This is a genomic window from Natronospira proteinivora (assembly GCF_024170465.1).
In the GTDB taxonomy this organism is placed as follows: Bacteria; Pseudomonadota; Gammaproteobacteria; order Natronospirales; family Natronospiraceae; genus Natronospira; species Natronospira proteinivora.
Genome location: NZ_JALJYF010000001.1, coordinates 215,259 through 232,107 on the forward strand (window position 1 = coordinate 215,259; position 16,849 = coordinate 232,107).

Sequence of the window (16,849 nt, forward strand, 5' to 3'; positions counted from 1 at the left end):
TTGCCCGGCCAGTGCCTTGTTTTCATTAGCCGCACTAATAGCTCACGCCAAGATTCCATGACCCAAAGCACCGTCAGACGTTATCTCAAGGATCCGGCCAGTTACGATCCCTCCAGCTTTCCCCGGCCCATGCCCGAGAGCCCGGAGCCGCCGGAATCCCCCTGCGTGGGGGTGTGCACCATGGATGATGAAGGCCATTGCATTGGCTGTTTCAGAACCCTGGATGAAATCGCCCAATGGGGAACGTTGAGCCCGGAAGAGCAATGGCGCGTGGTGGAAGAACTGCCGGCACGGGATCCGCAAGCCAACAGCGGAAGCTAGTGCCTGCTTCGGGGGTCCCATGGATCCATTTACAGTTGACCCGGTCAAGCTATCCGTCTTTGCCAATCGCATTGATGCCATTTGCGAGCAGATGGGCGCGGTACTCAGACGGGCTGCCTTCTCGCCCAATATTCGGGATCGACTGGATTTCTCCTGCGCCCTGTTCGATGCTCGTGGTGAGCTCTGCGCGCAAGCGGCCCACATCCCGGTCCATCTCGGCAGCATGGCCCATGCCATGGCGGATGTGGTGGATGCCCGGGGGTGGCAGCCGGGGGATATCCTCGCCCTCAATGATCCCTACCTGGGTGGTACCCATCTGCCGGATGTGACGGTCATCATGCCGGTGTTTCTCGACGGTGAGTTGCTGGGTTTCGTGGCCAACCGGGCCCATCACTCGGATATCGGGGCCGACAGCCCCGGTTCCCTGCCCCTGTCACGGCGATTGGAGGAAGAGGGCGTTGTTATTCCCCCCACCCTGATTGGCCGTGACGATGAGCTGGATGAGACCGTGATGGACGCTCTGACCCAGCGCATGAACACCCCCTCCCTGGTGGCGGGGGATTTTGCCGCCCAGGTGGCCGCCGCCCGCTCCGGCCGTGAGCAGGTGTTAAGCCTGGCCCGGGACAGTGGCCTGTCAAACTGGCGGGCGAATCTGGCGGCGGTCAATGATTATGCGGCGCGGCTGGCCGATTCGGCCCTGGCCCGTTTGCCCGAGGGCAGTGTTAGCTTCACCGACTGGATGGATGACGATGGTTTCGGCCACCGTGATTTGCCCATTCAGGTCCGAATTACGGTGGACAAGGGCGCGGTCCGGGTGGATTTTTCCGGGACTGCGGCCCAGGTGGAAGGCAACATCAATTGCCCCTTGTCGGTGACAGCCGCCGCCGTCCTGTATGTCTTTCGTTGTCTTATGCCGGAAGAAACCCCGGCCTCCGCGGGCGCCTTCCGGGCGATTCAAATTCATGCCGAGCCCGGGTCGCTGTTGAATGCCCGGGCACCGGCGGCAGTGGCGGCCGGTAATGTGGAGACCAGCAGCCGGGTGGTGGATGTGGTCATGGGGGCCCTGGCCAAGGCGGTGCCGGAGCAAATGGCGGCCGCCAGCCAGGGGACCATGAACAATCTGGCCATGGGGGCGACCTCCGGTCGCCGTTGGGACTACTACGAAACTCTGGGTGGCGGCATGGGGGCCCATTGTCATGGTCCGGGCCTGGACGGTGTCCATAGCCACATGACCAACACCCTGAACACGCCGGTGGAAGTGGTGGAAATGAACTGGCCCTTGCGAGTTCTCGCCTACGGCTATCGCCAGGGATCCGGGGGCCATGGACACCATGATGGCGGAGTTGGGCTGGAACGTTGCTACCAATTTCTGGCACCGGCGGAAGTCAGCGTCATCAGCGAGCGGCGGCGCCATGCCCCCTGGGGTTTGGCCGAAGGGGGAGACGGATCGCGGGGACGTAACTTCCTGAATGAGCAGGAATTACCCAGCAAGGCCTGTTTTCGGGTTCAGGCCGGGGACCGGCTGCTGATTCAGACGCCGGGGGGCGGCGCTTGGGGGCCACCCGCGCGTCCATGATAAAATATCCTTTGAATCTCCTGACTATGCTGAGGCTTCCATGTTGAAAGAAAACCGGTTTTTCATACTGCTGCTGATCTGCCTGATGGCCTTGTCGGGCTGCATCGGGGTGGGTGAGGTGGACCCGGATGATGATCGTTCCATTGAGCGAGCGGTACGCGCGGAGATTCGGGATTCTCCGGCACGCGGTTCCGGTTCGGTGAACGTGGATGTGGAAGATGGTGTGGTGACCCTGAGCGGTACTGTTAATGATGCTTCGGGCGTGGGCGATGCTGTTCTGCGAGCCGAGCGTATTCCCGGGGTTGAACGGGTCATTACCGAGATTGAATTTGATGGCAGTGAAGAGCCCATGGAACGCCAGGGTCCGGAGCCGGAAGAACCGGTCCAACGCTGATCCAATTTTACCAACGGTAGAGAGTAATCATGAATATTGAGCAAAAGATCAAAGAGCAGATCGAAAGCAATGATGTTCTGCTTTACATGAAGGGCACGCCGGATTTTCCCCAGTGCGGCTTCTCCGCCCAGACCGCCCAGGTGCTCAAACAGGTGGGTGTTCCTTTCTCCTACTTTAATATCCTTGAGGATCAGGAATTGCGGGAGGAGTTGAAGACTTATTCCAACTGGCCCACTTATCCCCAGCTCTATATCAAGGGCGAGCTGGTCGGCGGCTGCGACATCATCATGCAGATGTATGAATCCGGCGAGTTGGAAAAAGAACTCAAGTCGGTTGCCGGCGAGAGCTGATCAACAATCATCGAAGATTGTCGGGAACTGCATTAAAAAGGGGGCTTGAAGCCCCCTTTTTGTTTCTTCGTAAAGCTCGATCCTCAAGGCTGAAAGCAGTGGGGATGTGGGCTGGCTTCGGCCTCGATTAGCCTGCCAACGTCGAACCTTCGCCGGGGTGAATCAGTCATTGGTTACGGCTGCTTCGTAGACGGCCTGGAAACGATTGACGATGTCACAGAACAGCTCGGCGGTTTGTTCGGCATCGTAGGCGGCGGAATGGGCCGCCTTCTCGTCCCAGCTCATGCCGGCCGCCCTGGCCGCCCGCTGTAGCACCGTCTGGCCGAAGGCCACGCCGCCCAAAGTGGCGGTGTCGAAGCTGGAGAAGGGGTGGAAAGGATTGCGCTTGATGCCGGCCCGTTCCACTGCGGCATTCAGAAATTGCAGATCAAACCAGCTGTTATGCCCCACCAGTATGGCCCGGGTGCAGCCGGTCTCCTTGATCTCCGCCCGAATGGGCTTGAATAGCCGCCCGAGGGCATCGTTTTCCTTCATGGCAGGGCGCAGGGGATGGTCCGGGTCGATGCCGGTGACATCCAGGGCCGCCTGTTCGATGTTGGCCCCTTCAAAGGGCGCCACATGATAGCGGAAGGTTTCCCCCCGGTGGAGACGCCCGTCTTCATCCATGCGGATCAGCACGGCGGCAATCTCCAGCAGGGCATCGGTGGCCGGGTTGAAGCCGCCGGTTTCCACATCCACCACCACAGGCAGAAAGCTGCGAAAGCGATTGGCGATTCTGGGTGGTTCAAATTCCAGATGTTGATGATCCGTCATGCTGATTCCAGTGGGGTGGCAGTCCAGGCCAGGCTCTCGCCGGCACGAAAGGGGACGATGATTTCCTCGCCGAGGGGCAGTTCCGCCGGCACGGGCTTTTCCTTGCGCTCCAGGCGGACCCGTCCCCGGTTGCGGGGCAGGCGGTAGAAGTCCGAACCGTTGTGACTGGCGAAGGCTTCCAGCTGCTCCAGGCAGCCGGCGGCATCAAAGATCTCCGCATACAGCTCCAGTGCCGTATGGGCCGAGTAGATACCCGCGCAACCACAAGCCGATTCCTTGGCGCCCTTGGGATGCGGCGCGCTGTCGGTGCCCAGAAAGAATTGGGGTGAGCCGCTGGTGGCCGCTTCCAGCAAGGCCTGGCGATCCTCTTCCCGCTTGAGCACGGGCAGGCAGAAATGATGAGGGCGCAATCCACCCCGGAACAGGGCGTTGCGGTTTTCCATCAGATGCTGGGGGGTAATGGTGGCCGCCACCCGGTTGGGGGCGGATTCCACGAAGGCCACTGCCTCCCGGGTGGTGATGTGTTCAAACACCACCCGCAGGGGGGCAAAATCCTCCACCACCTGGGTCAGGGTCTCATCAATAAACCGCTTTTCCCGATCGAAGAAGTCCACATCGGGTCGGGTCACTTCCCCGTGAACCAGCAGGGGGATGTCATGGTCGGCCATGGCATCCAGAGCCCCCCGGATATGACGAATATCGGTGACTCCGGCGTCAGAGTTGGTGGTGGCCCCGGCTGGATACAGCTTGAAGGCGTGAATGTCCGGATGGGCCGCCGCCGCGCTCACTGTCTCTTCATCGGTGTTGTCGGTGAGGTACAGGGTCATCAGCGGCTGGAAGTCGCTCCCCGCCGGGCTTGCCGCCAGAACTCGATCCCGGTAGGCCTCGGCCTGGGCCACCGTGGTCACCGGGGGCGTAAGGTTGGGCATGATGATGGCCCGCCGAAAGATCCGCGCGGTTTCGGGGACCACTGCCTTAAGTGCGGCCCCGTCTCGCACATGCAGATGCCAATCGTCCGGGCGGGTGATTTCAAGCTGATCCATGAAGGGTTTCCGCTCAATGCTCGTGAAATCGTAAAGGCATTATTGTATCAGGCCCTTCCAGGCCGCCGCTTTCGGCCGACCATGTGCCCCTAAGGCCGGCCCACCAGCCAATTCAGCCAATCCACGCCAAACCGCACGCCAAAACCGGTGGTATCGCTGGGGATATGGGCCAGACCGCCTTCGCGGCTGCCGGAGGACAGATCCACATGGACCCAGCCGATATCATCGGGAACGAAACGCCCCAGGAAACGGGCCGCATAAAGATGATCGGCTTCCGCCGGGGCCCGGCATTGCAGGACATCGGCCACCTCGGATTTCAGGTCCTGGTCGTAATCACGGGCATAGGGCAGGGGCCAGACCCGTTCCCCGCTGCGCTCCCCCGACTCGATCAGCGGCAGGGTCCAATCCGATCGATTACTCATGGCGCCGCTCATGCGGTGGCCGAGGGCGGCCACGCAGCTGCCGGTCAGAGTGGCGTAGTCCAGAATGGCTCGTGGCTGTTTCCGGCTGGCCAGGGCCAGGGTGTCGGCCAGTACCATGCGGCCTTCGGCATCGGTGTTGATGATCTCGATGGTGGTGCCGTCCACGGCGGTGACCACATCGTTGCATTTGCTGGCCTTGGAGCCGATGTGGTTTTCCGCCAGCGCCAGCCAGCAATCCACCGGGTGGGGGAAGTTCAGCCGGGTCAGGGCCAGCAGGGTGCCCAGGGCCACCGCACTGCCCTGCATATCCCCATGCATGCCCAGCATGCCGCCGGCATTTTTCAGATTGGTGCCGCCGGTATCAAAGCAAATTCCCTTGCCCACCAGGGCCAGGCTGGATCCATCGCTGCCGCTGGGTCGATATTGCAGGTGGAGGATGCCGGCATCGTCATTGGGGCTGGCTTCTACCACCGAGAGAAAGGCGCCGGCTCCCTCCCGTTTCAGTTGTTTCCGGTCCAAAAAGCGGCTTTTCCAACCTTCCCGCTTGGCCAGGGTTTCAGCCAGCTCCCGGTAATGGCCGGGTGTTAGCTGATTCGGTGGCATGTGGGTCAGCCAGCGGGCCAGATTATTCCCCTCTGCCGTGGCTTCCGTCCGGCTGAAATCCGGGGCACCGGTGAAACGATGAAAATGCATGGCTTGAATGATGGGCGGCGGTGGGGCGGGCTTGCCGAGCCGTGGCAGTTGAAAAAGGGCTGCATGCAAGGCCGAAACCAGGGCTTCGGCCAGGGTGTCGGCCGTGGCGTTGTGCTGTTGCCCCAGATTCAGAACCGCGATTCGACTGGGCCGATCAGTCAAAAGCCCCGCGATAGCCTGGCGGGCCAGTGTGAGTGCCTGGAAAGGCGAGGGTGCCGTCTCTGGCCTCAGCAGGGCCACGCGGGCATTGGTGGCCGGGTGATTCAGATAGATCAGCTCGCTGTCTGCCGGATGACGTTCCAGGGCTTGTTCAGCCACCGCGGATAGACTTTCATCCGCCTCGTCCCGGGCTGTTTGAATGCTGTGCGCCGAATCGCCCCCGTCCATGATCCAGATCATGGCATCGAAGTCCGCCAGAATGGCCTCATCAGGCAGGCTTGTATCCTGTTTTATCTCGATTTTCGGAAAGTCCGGCAACGTCACTTTCATGGCTTTGTCCTTGACCTCGGAGTGGCAAGAAACGATCATACACGCTGTTTGAACTCCGGGCCCTTTGCCCATCCCCCTCGCGATCCCGTCAGCGCCCTGTACCGGCATCTGGCGGCTGCCGCTTTCCGGATGGCCTGTTGAGCGGGCCATTGCCCGGAAGATGAAGAAAAAAAGCCTTCTGACAAGGATTTACCATGGCAGATAATGACAAGTTTAATGATGTTGACCCGGAAGAGACTCTTGAGTGGATTGAATCCCTGGAGTCATCCCTGGCCGTGCATGGTCCGGAACGGGCGCATTTCCTGCTGGAACAGCTGATTGACCACGCCCGCCGTTCCGGGGCCTATTTGCCCTATCGGCCCAATACCGCCTATCTCAACACCATTCCCACTTCGCGCGAACCGGGTTATCCCGGTGACCGGGAGTTGGAAAAGCGTATCGAGGCCATGATCCGCTGGAATGCCATGGCCATGGTGGTTCATGCCAACCGCAAGGGCACCGAGCTGGGCGGGCATATCGCCAGTTATGCCTCCTCGGCCATGCTGTATGAAGTGGGCTTCAACCATTTCTGGCGCGCGCCCAGTGATGAGCATCCCGGCGACAAGGTTTACATTCAGGGCCATTCCTCGCCGGGCATCTACGCCCGCAGCTATCTGGAAGGCCGCCTGACCGAAGAACAGCTGCTGCATTTCCGGGAAGACGTGGGCGGCAAGGGCATTACCTCCTATCCCCACCCCTGGCTGATGCCGGATTACTGGCAGTTCCCCACCGTCTCCATGGGCCTGGGCCCCATCATGGGCATCTATCACGCCCGCTACATGCGTTACCTGGAGCATCGGGGCCTGATTGATCCCAAGGATGCCAAGGTCTGGTGTTTCCTGGGTGATGGGGAAATGGACGAGCCCGAATCCCTGGGCGCCATCAGCCTGGCCGCCCGGGAAGGTCTGGATAATCTGATCTTTGTGGTCAACTGCAACCTGCAGCGCCTGGATGGGCCGGTGCGCGGCAACAGCAAGATCATCCAGGAGCTGGAAGCCGATTTCCTGGGTTCCGGCTGGAATGTGATCAAGCTGATCTGGGGCAATCGTTGGGATCCGCTGCTGGAGAAGGATACCCATGGCTTGCTGCGCCGGCGCATGGAAGAGGCCGTGGACGGGGAATACCAGAATTTCAAGGCCAAGGGTGGTGCTTATACCCGGGAGCATTTCTTCGGCAAGTACCCGGAGCTCAAGGAAATGGTCGCCAATATGTCCGACGAGGAGATCTGGCGGCTCAACCGGGGCGGCCACGATTCCCGCAAGGTCTATGCGGCCTATCACCATGCGGTCAATCACAAGGGCCAACCCACCGTTATCCTGGCCAAGACGGTCAAGGGCTTCGGCATGGGCAAGGCCGGCGAGGCCAAGAATATTGCTCACCAGCAGAAGAAGCTGGGTGAGGAAGACCTCAAGTATTACCGGGACCGTCTGAATCTGCCCATCTCCGATGAGCAGATCAATGAAGTGCCGATTTACCGGCCCAAGGAAGACAGTCCCGAGATCAAGTACATGAAGGAACGGCGGGAGAAGCTGGGCGGCTATCTGCCGGCCCGGAAGGACAACTCGCCGAAGCTGGAAATCCCGCCCATTGATATCTTCAAGCAGTATCTCAATGGCACCGACCGGGAAATCTCCACCACCATGGCCTTTGTGCGGATGCTCACCGCACTGACCAAGGACAAGAAGATCGGCAAGTATGTGGTGCCCATCATTCCGGATGAGGCGCGTACTTTCGGTATGGATGGCCTGTTCCGTCAACTGGGGATCTACAGCTCCGTGGGGCAGCTCTATGAGCCCCAGGACTCCGATCAGCTGATGTTCTACAAGGAAATGAAGACCGGCCAGATCCTGCAGGAAGGGATTACCGAGGCCGGGTCCATGTCATCCTGGATTGCGGCGGCCACGGCACCCGCGAACTGGGGTGTGCCCACCATTCCCTTCTACAGCTACTACTCCATGTTCGGCTTCCAGCGCATTGGTGACTTTGCCTGGGCGGCCGGTGACATGCAGGCCCGGGGCTTTCTCATGGGTGGGACCGCCGGGCGGACCACGCTCAATGGCGAAGGCCTGCAGCACCAGGATGGGCATAGCCATATCCTGTGCTCCACCATCCCCAACTGCGTGGCCTATGATCCGGCCTTTGCCTATGAAATGGCCGTGGTGGTCCATGACGGGCTTAAGCGCATGTATGAAGACAAGGAAAGTGTCTTCTACTACATCACCATGATGAATGAGAACTATGCCCACCCGGCCATGCCGGATGGGGCCGAGGAAGGCATCAAGCGAGGCCTGTATCTCTTCCGCCAGGGTGATAAGCGCAAGAAGAAGCGGGTCCAGCTCATGGGTTCCGGCACCATCTTCCGGGAAGTGATTGCCGCGGCCGAATTGCTGGAAGAGGACTTCGGTGTCACTGCCGACATCTGGAGTGCCACCAGCTTCACCGAACTGCGGCGTGACGGCATGGATGTGGATCGCTGGAACCGTCTGCATCCGGATACCAAGAAGCCGCGCCGCAGCTGGGTGGAAAAACAGATGGAAGGCTTTGATGGTCCGGCCGTGGCGGCCACCGATTACATCCGGGCCTTCCCGGACCAGATCCGGCCTTGGATGAACCGCCGTTTTCTGACCCTGGGCACCGATGGCTACGGCCGCAGTGACAGCCGGGAAAACCTGCGGCGCTTCTTTGAAGTCAATCGATACCACGTTGTCGTGACGGCCCTGAAGGCCCTGGCCGATGAAGGGCAGATGGACGGCAAGAAGGTGGCCGAAGCCATCAAGAAATACGGCATCGACCCGGAAGCGCCGAATCCTGTCACGGTGTGACAGGGAGCTACAAGCTGCAAGCCTCAAGCTTCAAGCAGTCTTTCCCGGCTTGCAGCTTGAGGCTTGGGGCTGGACCGGTTCGAAGCCTGTATAACAGAAACTTGAACAATACTTGAAGAAGGCTAACCCATGGCGGATAAGATCGAAGTCAAGGTCCCGGATATCGGTGATTTCGATGAGGTCGAAGTCATTGATGTGCTGGTGGCGGAAGGGGACAGCGTGGAGGCCGAGGATGGCCTGATCACCCTGGAAACCGACAAGGCGGCGATGGATGTGCCCGCGCCCCAGGCCGGTAAAGTGGCCAGTCTCAAGGTGGCTTCCGGTGACAAGGTGTCCGAAGGCACGGTGATCGCTGAGCTGGAAGCGGCGGACGCTGGGGCGGATGCAGAGCCCGCCGCTAAAGACGACGCCCAGGAGGCCTCCGAAACGCCGGCACCTTCCCAGTCTGATGAAGCCGATGACAGCTCCTCGGAAAGTGAGGAAAAGAAAACCCCGGCTGGTGAAAAAAAGGAAGTGGAGATCACCGTTCCCGACATCGGTGACTTCGATGAAGTGGAATTGATCGATGTCCTGGTCTCCGAAGGCGATGAAGTGGAAGAAGAGCAGGGCATCGTCACCCTGGAGACCGACAAGGCCGCCATGGATGTACCCGCGCCTCATGGCGGGACCATCAAGTCGGTGAAGGTGACGTCCGGTGACAAGGTCTCCCAGGGCTCTGTGGTGGCGGTGATGGAAGCACTTATTGGTGGCGAATCCTCTGCCGCTGAGACGCCTGCTGATAAGAAAGACGAAAAAGCCGCTGCTAGCGATAAACAGAGCGACGAAAAGGCCGCGCCAGCGCCAAAAGCGCAATCCTCAGACAAGCCCAAGGCTGAAAGTAAGCCGGACCGAGGCTCCCTGCCCGCGATTGATGAATCCGGTTTTGCCAAGGCCCATGCCAGCCCCTCCGTTCGTAAGTTTGCCCGGGAACTGGGTGCGGATCTCGTCAAGATTCATGGTTCCGGCTACAAGGGCCGGATCACGCATGATGATGTGAAAAAATGGGTGAAGTCCCAGCTTCGCGGTGCCAGCGGTGGTGGCGGTCTGCCCCAGGTGCCGGATATTGATCATTCCCAGTTCGGGGATGTGGAGCGGGTCGCCCTGAGCCGGATCAAGAAGATCTCCGGGCCTCGGCTGCAGGCAAGCTGGGTCAATGCCCCTCATGTTACCCAGCATGATGACGCCGACATCACCAAGATGGACGCCGTGCGCAAGGCATTGAAATCCGATGCCGAAGCCATGGGCATCAAGATGACCCCGCTGGCCTTCATCATGAAGGCCTGTGTTCATGCCCTGCGGGAATTCCCGGATTTCAATAGCTCCCTGGATCCGGATGGCGAGCACTTGGTGATGAAGAAATACTTCCATCTGGGTTTTGCCGCCGATACCCCCAATGGCCTGGTGGTGCCGGTGATTCGGGACGTGGATGAGAAGTCTGTCTTTGATGTGGCCGGTGAGCTGGGTGATCTAGCCAAGAAGGCCCGCGATGGAAAGCTGCAACAAAAGCATATGCAGGGGGCCTGCTTCACCGTCTCCAGTTTGGGAGGCATCGGCGGTACGGCTTTCACACCCATCGTCAATGCCCCGGAAGTAGCCATCCTCGGCGTGTCCAAGGCCGAGATGAAGCCGGTCTGGAATGGCCAGGATTTCGAGCCGCGCCTGACCCTGCCCCTGTCTCTGTCCTATGACCACCGGGTCATCGACGGTGCGGCTGCGGCCCGCTTTACCCGCTATCTGGCGGATGTTTTGGGCGAGTGTCGGAATTTGGTGATGTAGGAGCTTCAAGTCTCAAGCCACAAGCTACAAGCTACAAGCTACAAGCAGTCCTTCCCAGCTTGGAGCTTGTAGCTTGTAGCTGGACCGGTTCGAAGCCCGTACAACAGAAACTTGAACAATACTTGAAGAAGGCTAACCCATGGCGGATAAGATCGAAGTCAAGGTCCCAGACATCGGCGATTTCGACGAAGTCGAGGTCATTGATGTGCTGGTGTCGGAAGGGGATGAGGTGGCGGCCGAAGACGGCCTGGTTACCCTGGAAACCGATAAGGCCGCCATGGATGTGCCCGCTCCCCAGGCCGGAAAAGTGATCAGTCTCAAAGTGGCTTCCGGTGACAAGGTGTCCGAAGGCACAGTGATCGCTGAATTGGAGGCTGCTGAAGCAGCCGCCGAGACTGAATCCGCCGAGAAAGAATCGGATGCTGAGGGGGCAGGGAAGACGGAGAAGCCGTCCGGTGAACAGGAAACTGAGAAGTCGGCACCGGCTGCCGCCAGCTATTCCGGTGACGCGGACAAACATTGTGACCTGCTGGTACTGGGTTCCGGCCCCGGTGGTTATACCGCCGCCTTCCGGGCCGCGGATCTGGGACTCAAGGTGATTCTGGTGGAACGCTACCCCTCTATTGGTGGCGTTTGTCTGAATGTGGGCTGCATTCCTTCCAAGGCCCTGCTGCATGCCGGCAAGGTGATTGATGAAGCCGCATACATGGCCGATCACGGCGTGGATTTCGGCAAGCCCAAGATCGACCGGGACAAGCTCCGGAACTGGAAAAACCAGGTGGTGGGCAAGCTCACCGGTGGCCTGGCCGGACTGGCAAAGAAGCGCAAGGTGGAAGTCGTGACTGGTGCTGGTCGCTTTGCCGATGATCACCATGTGATGGTGGAAAAAGAGGGCAAGGAAACCGCCATTCACTTTGACAAGGCCGTGATTGCGGTGGGCTCCCAACCTGTGAAGCTGCCCTTTATCCCTCATGACGATCCCCGGGTAATGGATTCCACCGATGCCCTGGAGCTGGAAGAACTGCCCAAGAAGATGCTGGTGGTGGGCGGCGGCATCATCGGTCTGGAAATGGCCAATGTCTATTCCTCCCTGGGGGTGGAGATTGATGTGGTGGAGCTGACCGACCAGCTCATGCCCGGTGCCGACAAGGACATCGTCAAGCCGTATCAGAACCATGTGTCCAAACGGTACGGGCGGATCATGACCGGGACCAAAGCCAGCAAGTTCGAGGCCCACAAGAAAGGCATCAAGGTCACCTTTGAAGGCAAGGATGTGCCCGGGCCGACCTATTATGGCCGGGTTCTGGTGGCCGTGGGGCGTGCCCCCAATGGCGGCAAGATCGACGCGGACAAGGCCGGGGTCCAGGTGGATGAGCGCGGCTTCATCGAAGTGGACCACCAGATGCGCAGCAATGTAGATCACATCTTCGCCATTGGCGATGTGGTGGGCCAACCCATGCTGGCCCACAAGGCGACCCATGAGGGCAAGGTGGCTGCGGAAGTGGCCGCAGGCGAGAAATCCTATTTCGATGCCCGCGTGATTCCCTCCGTGGCCTATACCGATCCGGAAGTGGCCTGGGTGGGGTTGACCGAGACCGAGGCCAAGGAGCAGGGCATTGCTTATGAAGTGGGCAGTTTCCCCTGGGCGGCCAGCGGCCGGGCCCTGTCTCTGGGCCGGGACGAGGGACTGACCAAGCTGCTGTTTGATCCCAAGTCCGACCGCATTCTGGGCGGTGCCGCTGTGGGTCCCAATGCGGGTGAGTTGATCGCGGAGATGGCCCTGGCCATCGAGATGGGGGCCGATGCCACGGATATCGGCCTGACAGTCCACCCTCATCCCACCCTGAGCGAGACGGTGGCCTTTAGTGCCGAGGCCTTTGAGGGCACTCTGACCGACCTCTACGTTCCCAAGAAAAAGCGTCGCTAAAAGCAAAAGGCCCCGGACCATGGCGTGGGCCGGGGCCTTGACGGCTTCATTTTCTCATCCGGCGGTGATTCAGGCCGCCAGTACCTCGTCCGAAATGCGCCGCATCAACTTGTTGTGTTCACCGTCCGGGGCCAAAGCCATCCGGATACGACGTTTCTCGCCGTCACGGGCCAGGTCCAGCACGGCCATGCGGTTAAGCATGCGCCCTCCCGGGTTGCGGTGAATGACCACCAGAGGACGAAGGCGATTCTGAGGCCGGCTGCCTACGACAATGCCTTCGGCACCATCATCCAGACTGACGTGGCTGCCCGGCGGATAGATGCCCAGACGCCGCACCAGCGCATCCACGGTTTCCTTGCCCCAACGGTTGGGTGCCTGGCGTGACAGGGAAATCAGGGCTTGGTGACTGGACAGGGAGAGTTTCTTGGGCCAAGTGGCGGTCATGGCGTCATAGCTGTTGGCCAGCCCCACGATTCGCATGGGCAGTGTGACCGCCTCGCCACTGAGACCATCGGGAAAGCCGGAGCCATCCACCCGTTCCTGGTGATGGCGGGCGATCCGAGCCACCCCTTTGGGCACACCCGAGGCCAGCAGCATCTTTTCCGATTCGATCGGGCATTGCTGGACCATGGCCAGGTCTTCCTTATTCAGCGGCCCTTCCTGGAAAACCACATGGCGGGGTAGCTTGGTCTTGCCCACGTCATGCAGCAATGCGGCCAGGGACAGGGTGGCCTGTTTGCGGCCGTCCAGCGCCAGTTCTTCACCAATCATCAGTGAGAGCGCGCAGACGTTGACGCAATGCTCAACCAAGGCATCGTCATAGTCCCTCATGCTTAGCAGCCAAAGCATCACATCCGGCGAGTAACTCAGTTGACGGTGCAGCTCCTGCACATGGGGCCAGAGTTCATCAATCTGAAAGCCCACATTGCCCCGCAGGCGCCCGATTACATCGCCCATGATTTCACGGGCTTCGATACGAGCAGACTCGGTCTTGCTCAGAGACTGGCGGAAGGTTTCCGCCAGAGGTGGCGCACTGCCTCGCTGATCCTGCCGCCGGGCCGCGGCAATGGTGGCATTGGCCTCCGGGTTGCGGGCCTGGGGCGGCGCGACTGTGCTGCGTTCCTCGTCTACCCAGACGAAGCGGCAGTACTTCTTGAGGGTGTCGATCTCTTCCCGGGTCTTGATTTCAAAGCCCTGGAAAAGGAAGGGGGTTTCCGTCCATGGCCGGTCCAGCCGACTCACGTAGAGGCCGGGGACCAGCTGGTCGATGGTCATTTTCCTGCTGGGCATGGCGGTGACCCTCGTGGCATCGTCGCTAGTGGAACGCCGACTGGTTTATGTTGGGCCCTTGGGATGCCTCCAATTCCGGGGGCACGATGACCTCCCGTTCAGGGTTCTTGAGGGCAGTCCGTGGCGTGGGGAAGCTTCCAAGGCTTTCTGAATATAAAGCTACCCGATAGACGCTTGTTTTTGAACCTTTTCAGCCCAAAAAAACGGGTGACTCATGACCAATGGTGGCCGACGGGGGGATCAGCGTGGTGCCCCGTTCGTCTGCCGATGAGCGGTACCTGACGCTGCTAGGTCCGCCAGCCTTTCTTGTTGGGCGGGGGCTTGCCAAAACAGGTAAAATGAGTGGCTGAATCTGCCATCACGAAGGTTTTTCATGATTCCCGAGACCGGCAAGGTCAGCGTGGTCCATAGTAGTCAGTGCCGTATGCCGACCCGCCATGGTTGCTTCGAAATGCATGTTTTCACCGAATGCGAAAGCGGGCGGGAGCATGTGGCGCTGGTGCTCGGAGACTTGGCGGCTGAGGCGACGCCCCTGTGCCGGGTCCACTCCGAGTGCCTGACCGGTGAGGTCCTGGGCAGTTTGCGCTGTGATTGTGGTAGTCAACTGGATGAGGCACTGTCGCGCATCGCGGCAGCCGGTGCCGGCGTATTGGTCTATCTCCGCCAAGAGGGGCGCGGGATCGGCCTGACCGAAAAGATCCGGGCCTACGCCCTGCAGGACGAGGGTCTGGATACAGTGGAAGCCAATCAGAAGCTGGGTTTCGAAGCGGATTTACGCAGCTACCGGCCGGCAGCCGATATTCTGCGCTGGCTGGGTGCAGGTCCGGTCCGCCTGATGACCAACAACCCGGCCAAGCTGTCGGCGCTCAAGGCCGACGGCATTGCCATCCATCGCCGGGAAGCCATCATCGCCGATCCCAATGCCCATAATCAGTCCTATCTGGATACCAAGCGGGACCGCATGGGGCACCTCTTCGAGCCATCGAAGGAGTCCTGAGCGTTGTGACCGTGTCTGCTATTCTTTCCTCACAAGGTCTGTTTTTCCAGAGGGTGGATGATGACAGCGCAGTATGATCCGCGCGAAGAACTGGCCAATAGCCTGACTCACGGGCTTGGCGTTCTATTGAGTGTCGGGGGCGGGGTTGCCCTGATTACGGCATCGGCCCTTCACGCCGGGATACTGGAAGTAGTGACCGCAGCTGTGTTCAGCGCCAGTCTGCTGCTGCTCTACTCGGCTTCCACCCTCTATCACTCGGCCAGGCATCCACTGGTTCGCCGCCGCCTCAAGGTGTTTGATCACTGTGCGATTTTTTTGTTGATCGCCGGTACCTATACACCTTTCACCCTGGTTGGTCTGGGCGGGGGCTGGGGCTGGTCCCTGTTCGGTGTGATCTGGGGAATGGCAGCCCTGGGCATTGTATTGAAGCTCTTTTTCACTGGGCGATACAAATTGCTATCCACCGCTACCTATATTGCCATGGGCTGGCTGGCCATTATCGCGGTGGTACCCATGACCCGGGAATTGCATCCCATGGCCCTGACCTGGCTGCTGATAGGTGGGGTGACCTATACCCTGGGAACCATTTTCTACCACAACCGCCGAGTTCCCTATAGCCATGCGATTTGGCACCTCTTCGTGCTGGGAGGCAGCCTCTGTCACTTCACTGCGGTGAGCTTTCAACTGCTCACTTGATGTGTGGCGAGCGCCGCTCGAATAGCAGGGTGTCCCGCCATTCCCCATTCATCTGGGCGATTTTCTCCCGATAGCCCACCTGCCTGAAGCCATGGGCTTCAAACAGTTGGATGCTGGGCCGGTTTTCGGGGAAGACCACCGCCTGAAGGGTCCAGAGGCAATAGGTCTCGGAAAATCGAATCAGATCTGCCAGTATCCGGGCGCCCAGGCCGTGGCCCCTGGATTCAGGGGCCACATAGAGCTGAACCTCGGCCACACCCCGATAGCAGTAACGGGTGCTGGTGGGGGCCAAGGCACCCCATGCCGCTATTCGCCCCATATCATCATGGATGACGGTGATCGACTCCGGGTGCTTGCTGCGGGTGAAATCGTCCCAGCATTGCGGCAAGGTTGCCTCGGTTTCAAAACTGGCCTGACCGGTGGCGATGCCGGCCAGGAAAATCGATCGCATGGCCGGCCAGTCCTCAGCCCGGGCGGCTCGCAGCCCGTGTGAAGACCGGATCATGCCGTTGCCCCCGCATCGAGCTTTTTCAGTGCTTCTTCAGGTGTTGTCGCACGGCTCATGTGATCCCGGTGTCGGGCATCCATGAAACCGTGTTCCACGGCATTGTCCAGCCAATTCAGCAGTGGCCGGAAAAAGTTGCCCGTTTCCAGCAGGCAAACCGGCTTGTCGATCAGGCCCAGTTGCTGCCAAGTCAGCACTTCAAATAATTCATCCAGAGTGCCGAGACCACCGGGCAGAATAATAAAACCGTCAGAGAGGTCGATCATGCGCTGTTTTCGGCTGAGCATGTCGGAAACCACTTCCAGGCGGTGCAGTTTTTCATGAGCGACTTCCCGAGCCATCAATGACTCCGGGATCACGCCAATGACTTCACCGCCCTCTGCCAGGCTGGCGTCTGCCAGGGCCCCCATCAGGCCCACGCGGCCGCCCCCGAAAACCAGACGGCGTTTTTGTCGAGCCAGGGTTTGCCCAAGTTTTATGGCCTCTTCCCGATAGACAGGCAGGGTGCCTGGGCGGGAACCACAGAATACGCAGATGTTTTTCACTGCCTTACCCGATGTGCTTGATGAGTCAGGCGGCAGTGTACCAGTCTGCACAGTGGATCATGGCAGTGGGATGGGTTTGACGGGGAGGCTTATTCAGCGACAGGGTGAATTC

The 16,849-nt window shown here is 60.0% G+C and carries 15 protein-coding genes; 9 read left to right on the forward strand and 6 right to left on the reverse strand.

Annotation, left to right across the window (positions count from 1 at the left end):
• Positions 1–57 precede the first annotated feature (57 nt).
• The 4 genes from J2T60_RS01025 to grxD are packed head-to-tail and all read left to right on the forward strand — an operon-like array spanning position 58 to position 2,641.
• Positions 58–321: a DUF1289 domain-containing protein gene (locus J2T60_RS01025; protein ID WP_253444179.1), complete on the forward strand. Its 264-nt coding sequence runs from the start codon at positions 58–60 to the stop codon at positions 319–321.
• A 19-nt stretch (positions 322–340) separates the two neighbouring features.
• Positions 341–1,897: a hydantoinase B/oxoprolinase family protein gene (locus J2T60_RS01030; protein ID WP_253444182.1), complete on the forward strand. Its 1,557-nt coding sequence runs from the start codon at positions 341–343 to the stop codon at positions 1,895–1,897.
• 40 nt (positions 1,898–1,937) lie between these two features.
• Positions 1,938–2,291: a BON domain-containing protein gene (locus tag J2T60_RS01035; RefSeq protein ID WP_253444185.1), complete on the forward strand. Its 354-nt coding sequence runs from the start codon at positions 1,938–1,940 to the stop codon at positions 2,289–2,291.
• A gap of 29 nt (positions 2,292–2,320) precedes the next feature.
• Positions 2,321–2,641: a Grx4 family monothiol glutaredoxin gene (gene grxD / locus J2T60_RS01040; protein WP_253444188.1), complete on the forward strand. Its 321-nt coding sequence runs from the start codon at positions 2,321–2,323 to the stop codon at positions 2,639–2,641.
• A 162-nt stretch (positions 2,642–2,803) separates the two neighbouring features.
• On the opposite strand, the gene rnt is transcribed toward grxD, so the two are convergent.
• The 3 genes from rnt to J2T60_RS01055 form a co-directional block, all read right to left on the reverse strand.
• On the reverse strand, positions 2,804–3,454 hold the full coding sequence (gene rnt, locus J2T60_RS01045) for a ribonuclease T (protein ID WP_253444191.1): 651 nt from the start codon (positions 3,452–3,454) through the stop codon (positions 2,804–2,806).
• Positions 3,451–4,497, reverse strand: a complete 1,047-nt coding sequence (gene pyrC / locus J2T60_RS01050; protein ID WP_253444194.1) for a dihydroorotase — start codon at positions 4,495–4,497, stop codon at positions 3,451–3,453. The genes rnt and pyrC overlap by 4 nt, the downstream gene beginning before the upstream one ends.
• Before the next feature lie 89 nt (positions 4,498–4,586).
• On the reverse strand, positions 4,587–6,101 hold the full coding sequence (locus J2T60_RS01055; protein ID WP_253444197.1) for a M17 family metallopeptidase: 1,515 nt from the start codon (positions 6,099–6,101) through the stop codon (positions 4,587–4,589).
• A 194-nt stretch (positions 6,102–6,295) separates the two neighbouring features.
• Between J2T60_RS01055 and aceE the strand changes: the two genes are divergently transcribed.
• The 3 genes from aceE (at position 6,296) to lpdA (ending at position 12,704) form a co-directional block, all read left to right on the forward strand.
• Positions 6,296–8,962, forward strand: coding sequence for a pyruvate dehydrogenase (acetyl-transferring), homodimeric type (gene aceE / locus J2T60_RS01060; RefSeq protein ID WP_253444200.1), 2,667 nt, complete (start codon positions 6,296–6,298; stop codon positions 8,960–8,962).
• A gap of 129 nt (positions 8,963–9,091) precedes the next feature.
• On the forward strand, positions 9,092–10,777 hold the full coding sequence (aceF, locus tag J2T60_RS01065; RefSeq protein ID WP_253444203.1) for a dihydrolipoyllysine-residue acetyltransferase: 1,686 nt from the start codon (positions 9,092–9,094) through the stop codon (positions 10,775–10,777).
• A 139-nt stretch (positions 10,778–10,916) separates the two neighbouring features.
• A complete protein-coding gene (gene lpdA / locus J2T60_RS01070; RefSeq protein ID WP_253444206.1) occupies positions 10,917–12,704 on the forward strand; it encodes a dihydrolipoyl dehydrogenase in 1,788 nt (595 codons plus the stop codon).
• Between the two features lie 69 nt (positions 12,705–12,773).
• Here lpdA and J2T60_RS01075 read toward each other — a convergent pair whose 3' ends face one another.
• Positions 12,774–13,994, reverse strand: coding sequence for a cyclic di-GMP phosphodiesterase (locus tag J2T60_RS01075; RefSeq protein ID WP_253444209.1), 1,221 nt, complete (start codon positions 13,992–13,994; stop codon positions 12,774–12,776).
• 373 nt (positions 13,995–14,367) lie between these two features.
• Between J2T60_RS01075 and ribA the strand changes: the two genes are divergently transcribed.
• Positions 14,368–14,991 (forward strand): GTP cyclohydrolase II, encoded by a 624-nt coding sequence (gene ribA / locus J2T60_RS01080; RefSeq protein WP_253444212.1) that lies wholly within the window; start codon positions 14,368–14,370, stop codon positions 14,989–14,991.
• Positions 14,992–15,051: 60 nt separating this feature from the next.
• Entirely contained in the window at positions 15,052–15,687 is a 636-nt protein-coding gene (gene trhA / locus J2T60_RS01085; RefSeq protein WP_445376046.1) for a PAQR family membrane homeostasis protein TrhA, read from the forward strand.
• Here the strand turns inward: trhA and J2T60_RS01090 are convergent.
• Together J2T60_RS01090 and J2T60_RS01095 are read right to left on the reverse strand one after the other, a co-directional pair.
• On the reverse strand, positions 15,680–16,192 hold the full coding sequence (locus J2T60_RS01090; protein WP_301288282.1) for a GNAT family N-acetyltransferase: 513 nt from the start codon (positions 16,190–16,192) through the stop codon (positions 15,680–15,682). The two genes, trhA and J2T60_RS01090, sit on opposite strands and share 8 nt — an antisense overlap.
• Positions 16,189–16,737, reverse strand: coding sequence for an LOG family protein (locus J2T60_RS01095; protein ID WP_253444222.1), 549 nt, complete (start codon positions 16,735–16,737; stop codon positions 16,189–16,191). The genes J2T60_RS01090 and J2T60_RS01095 overlap by 4 nt, the downstream gene beginning before the upstream one ends.
• Positions 16,738–16,849: the final 112 nt, after the last annotated feature.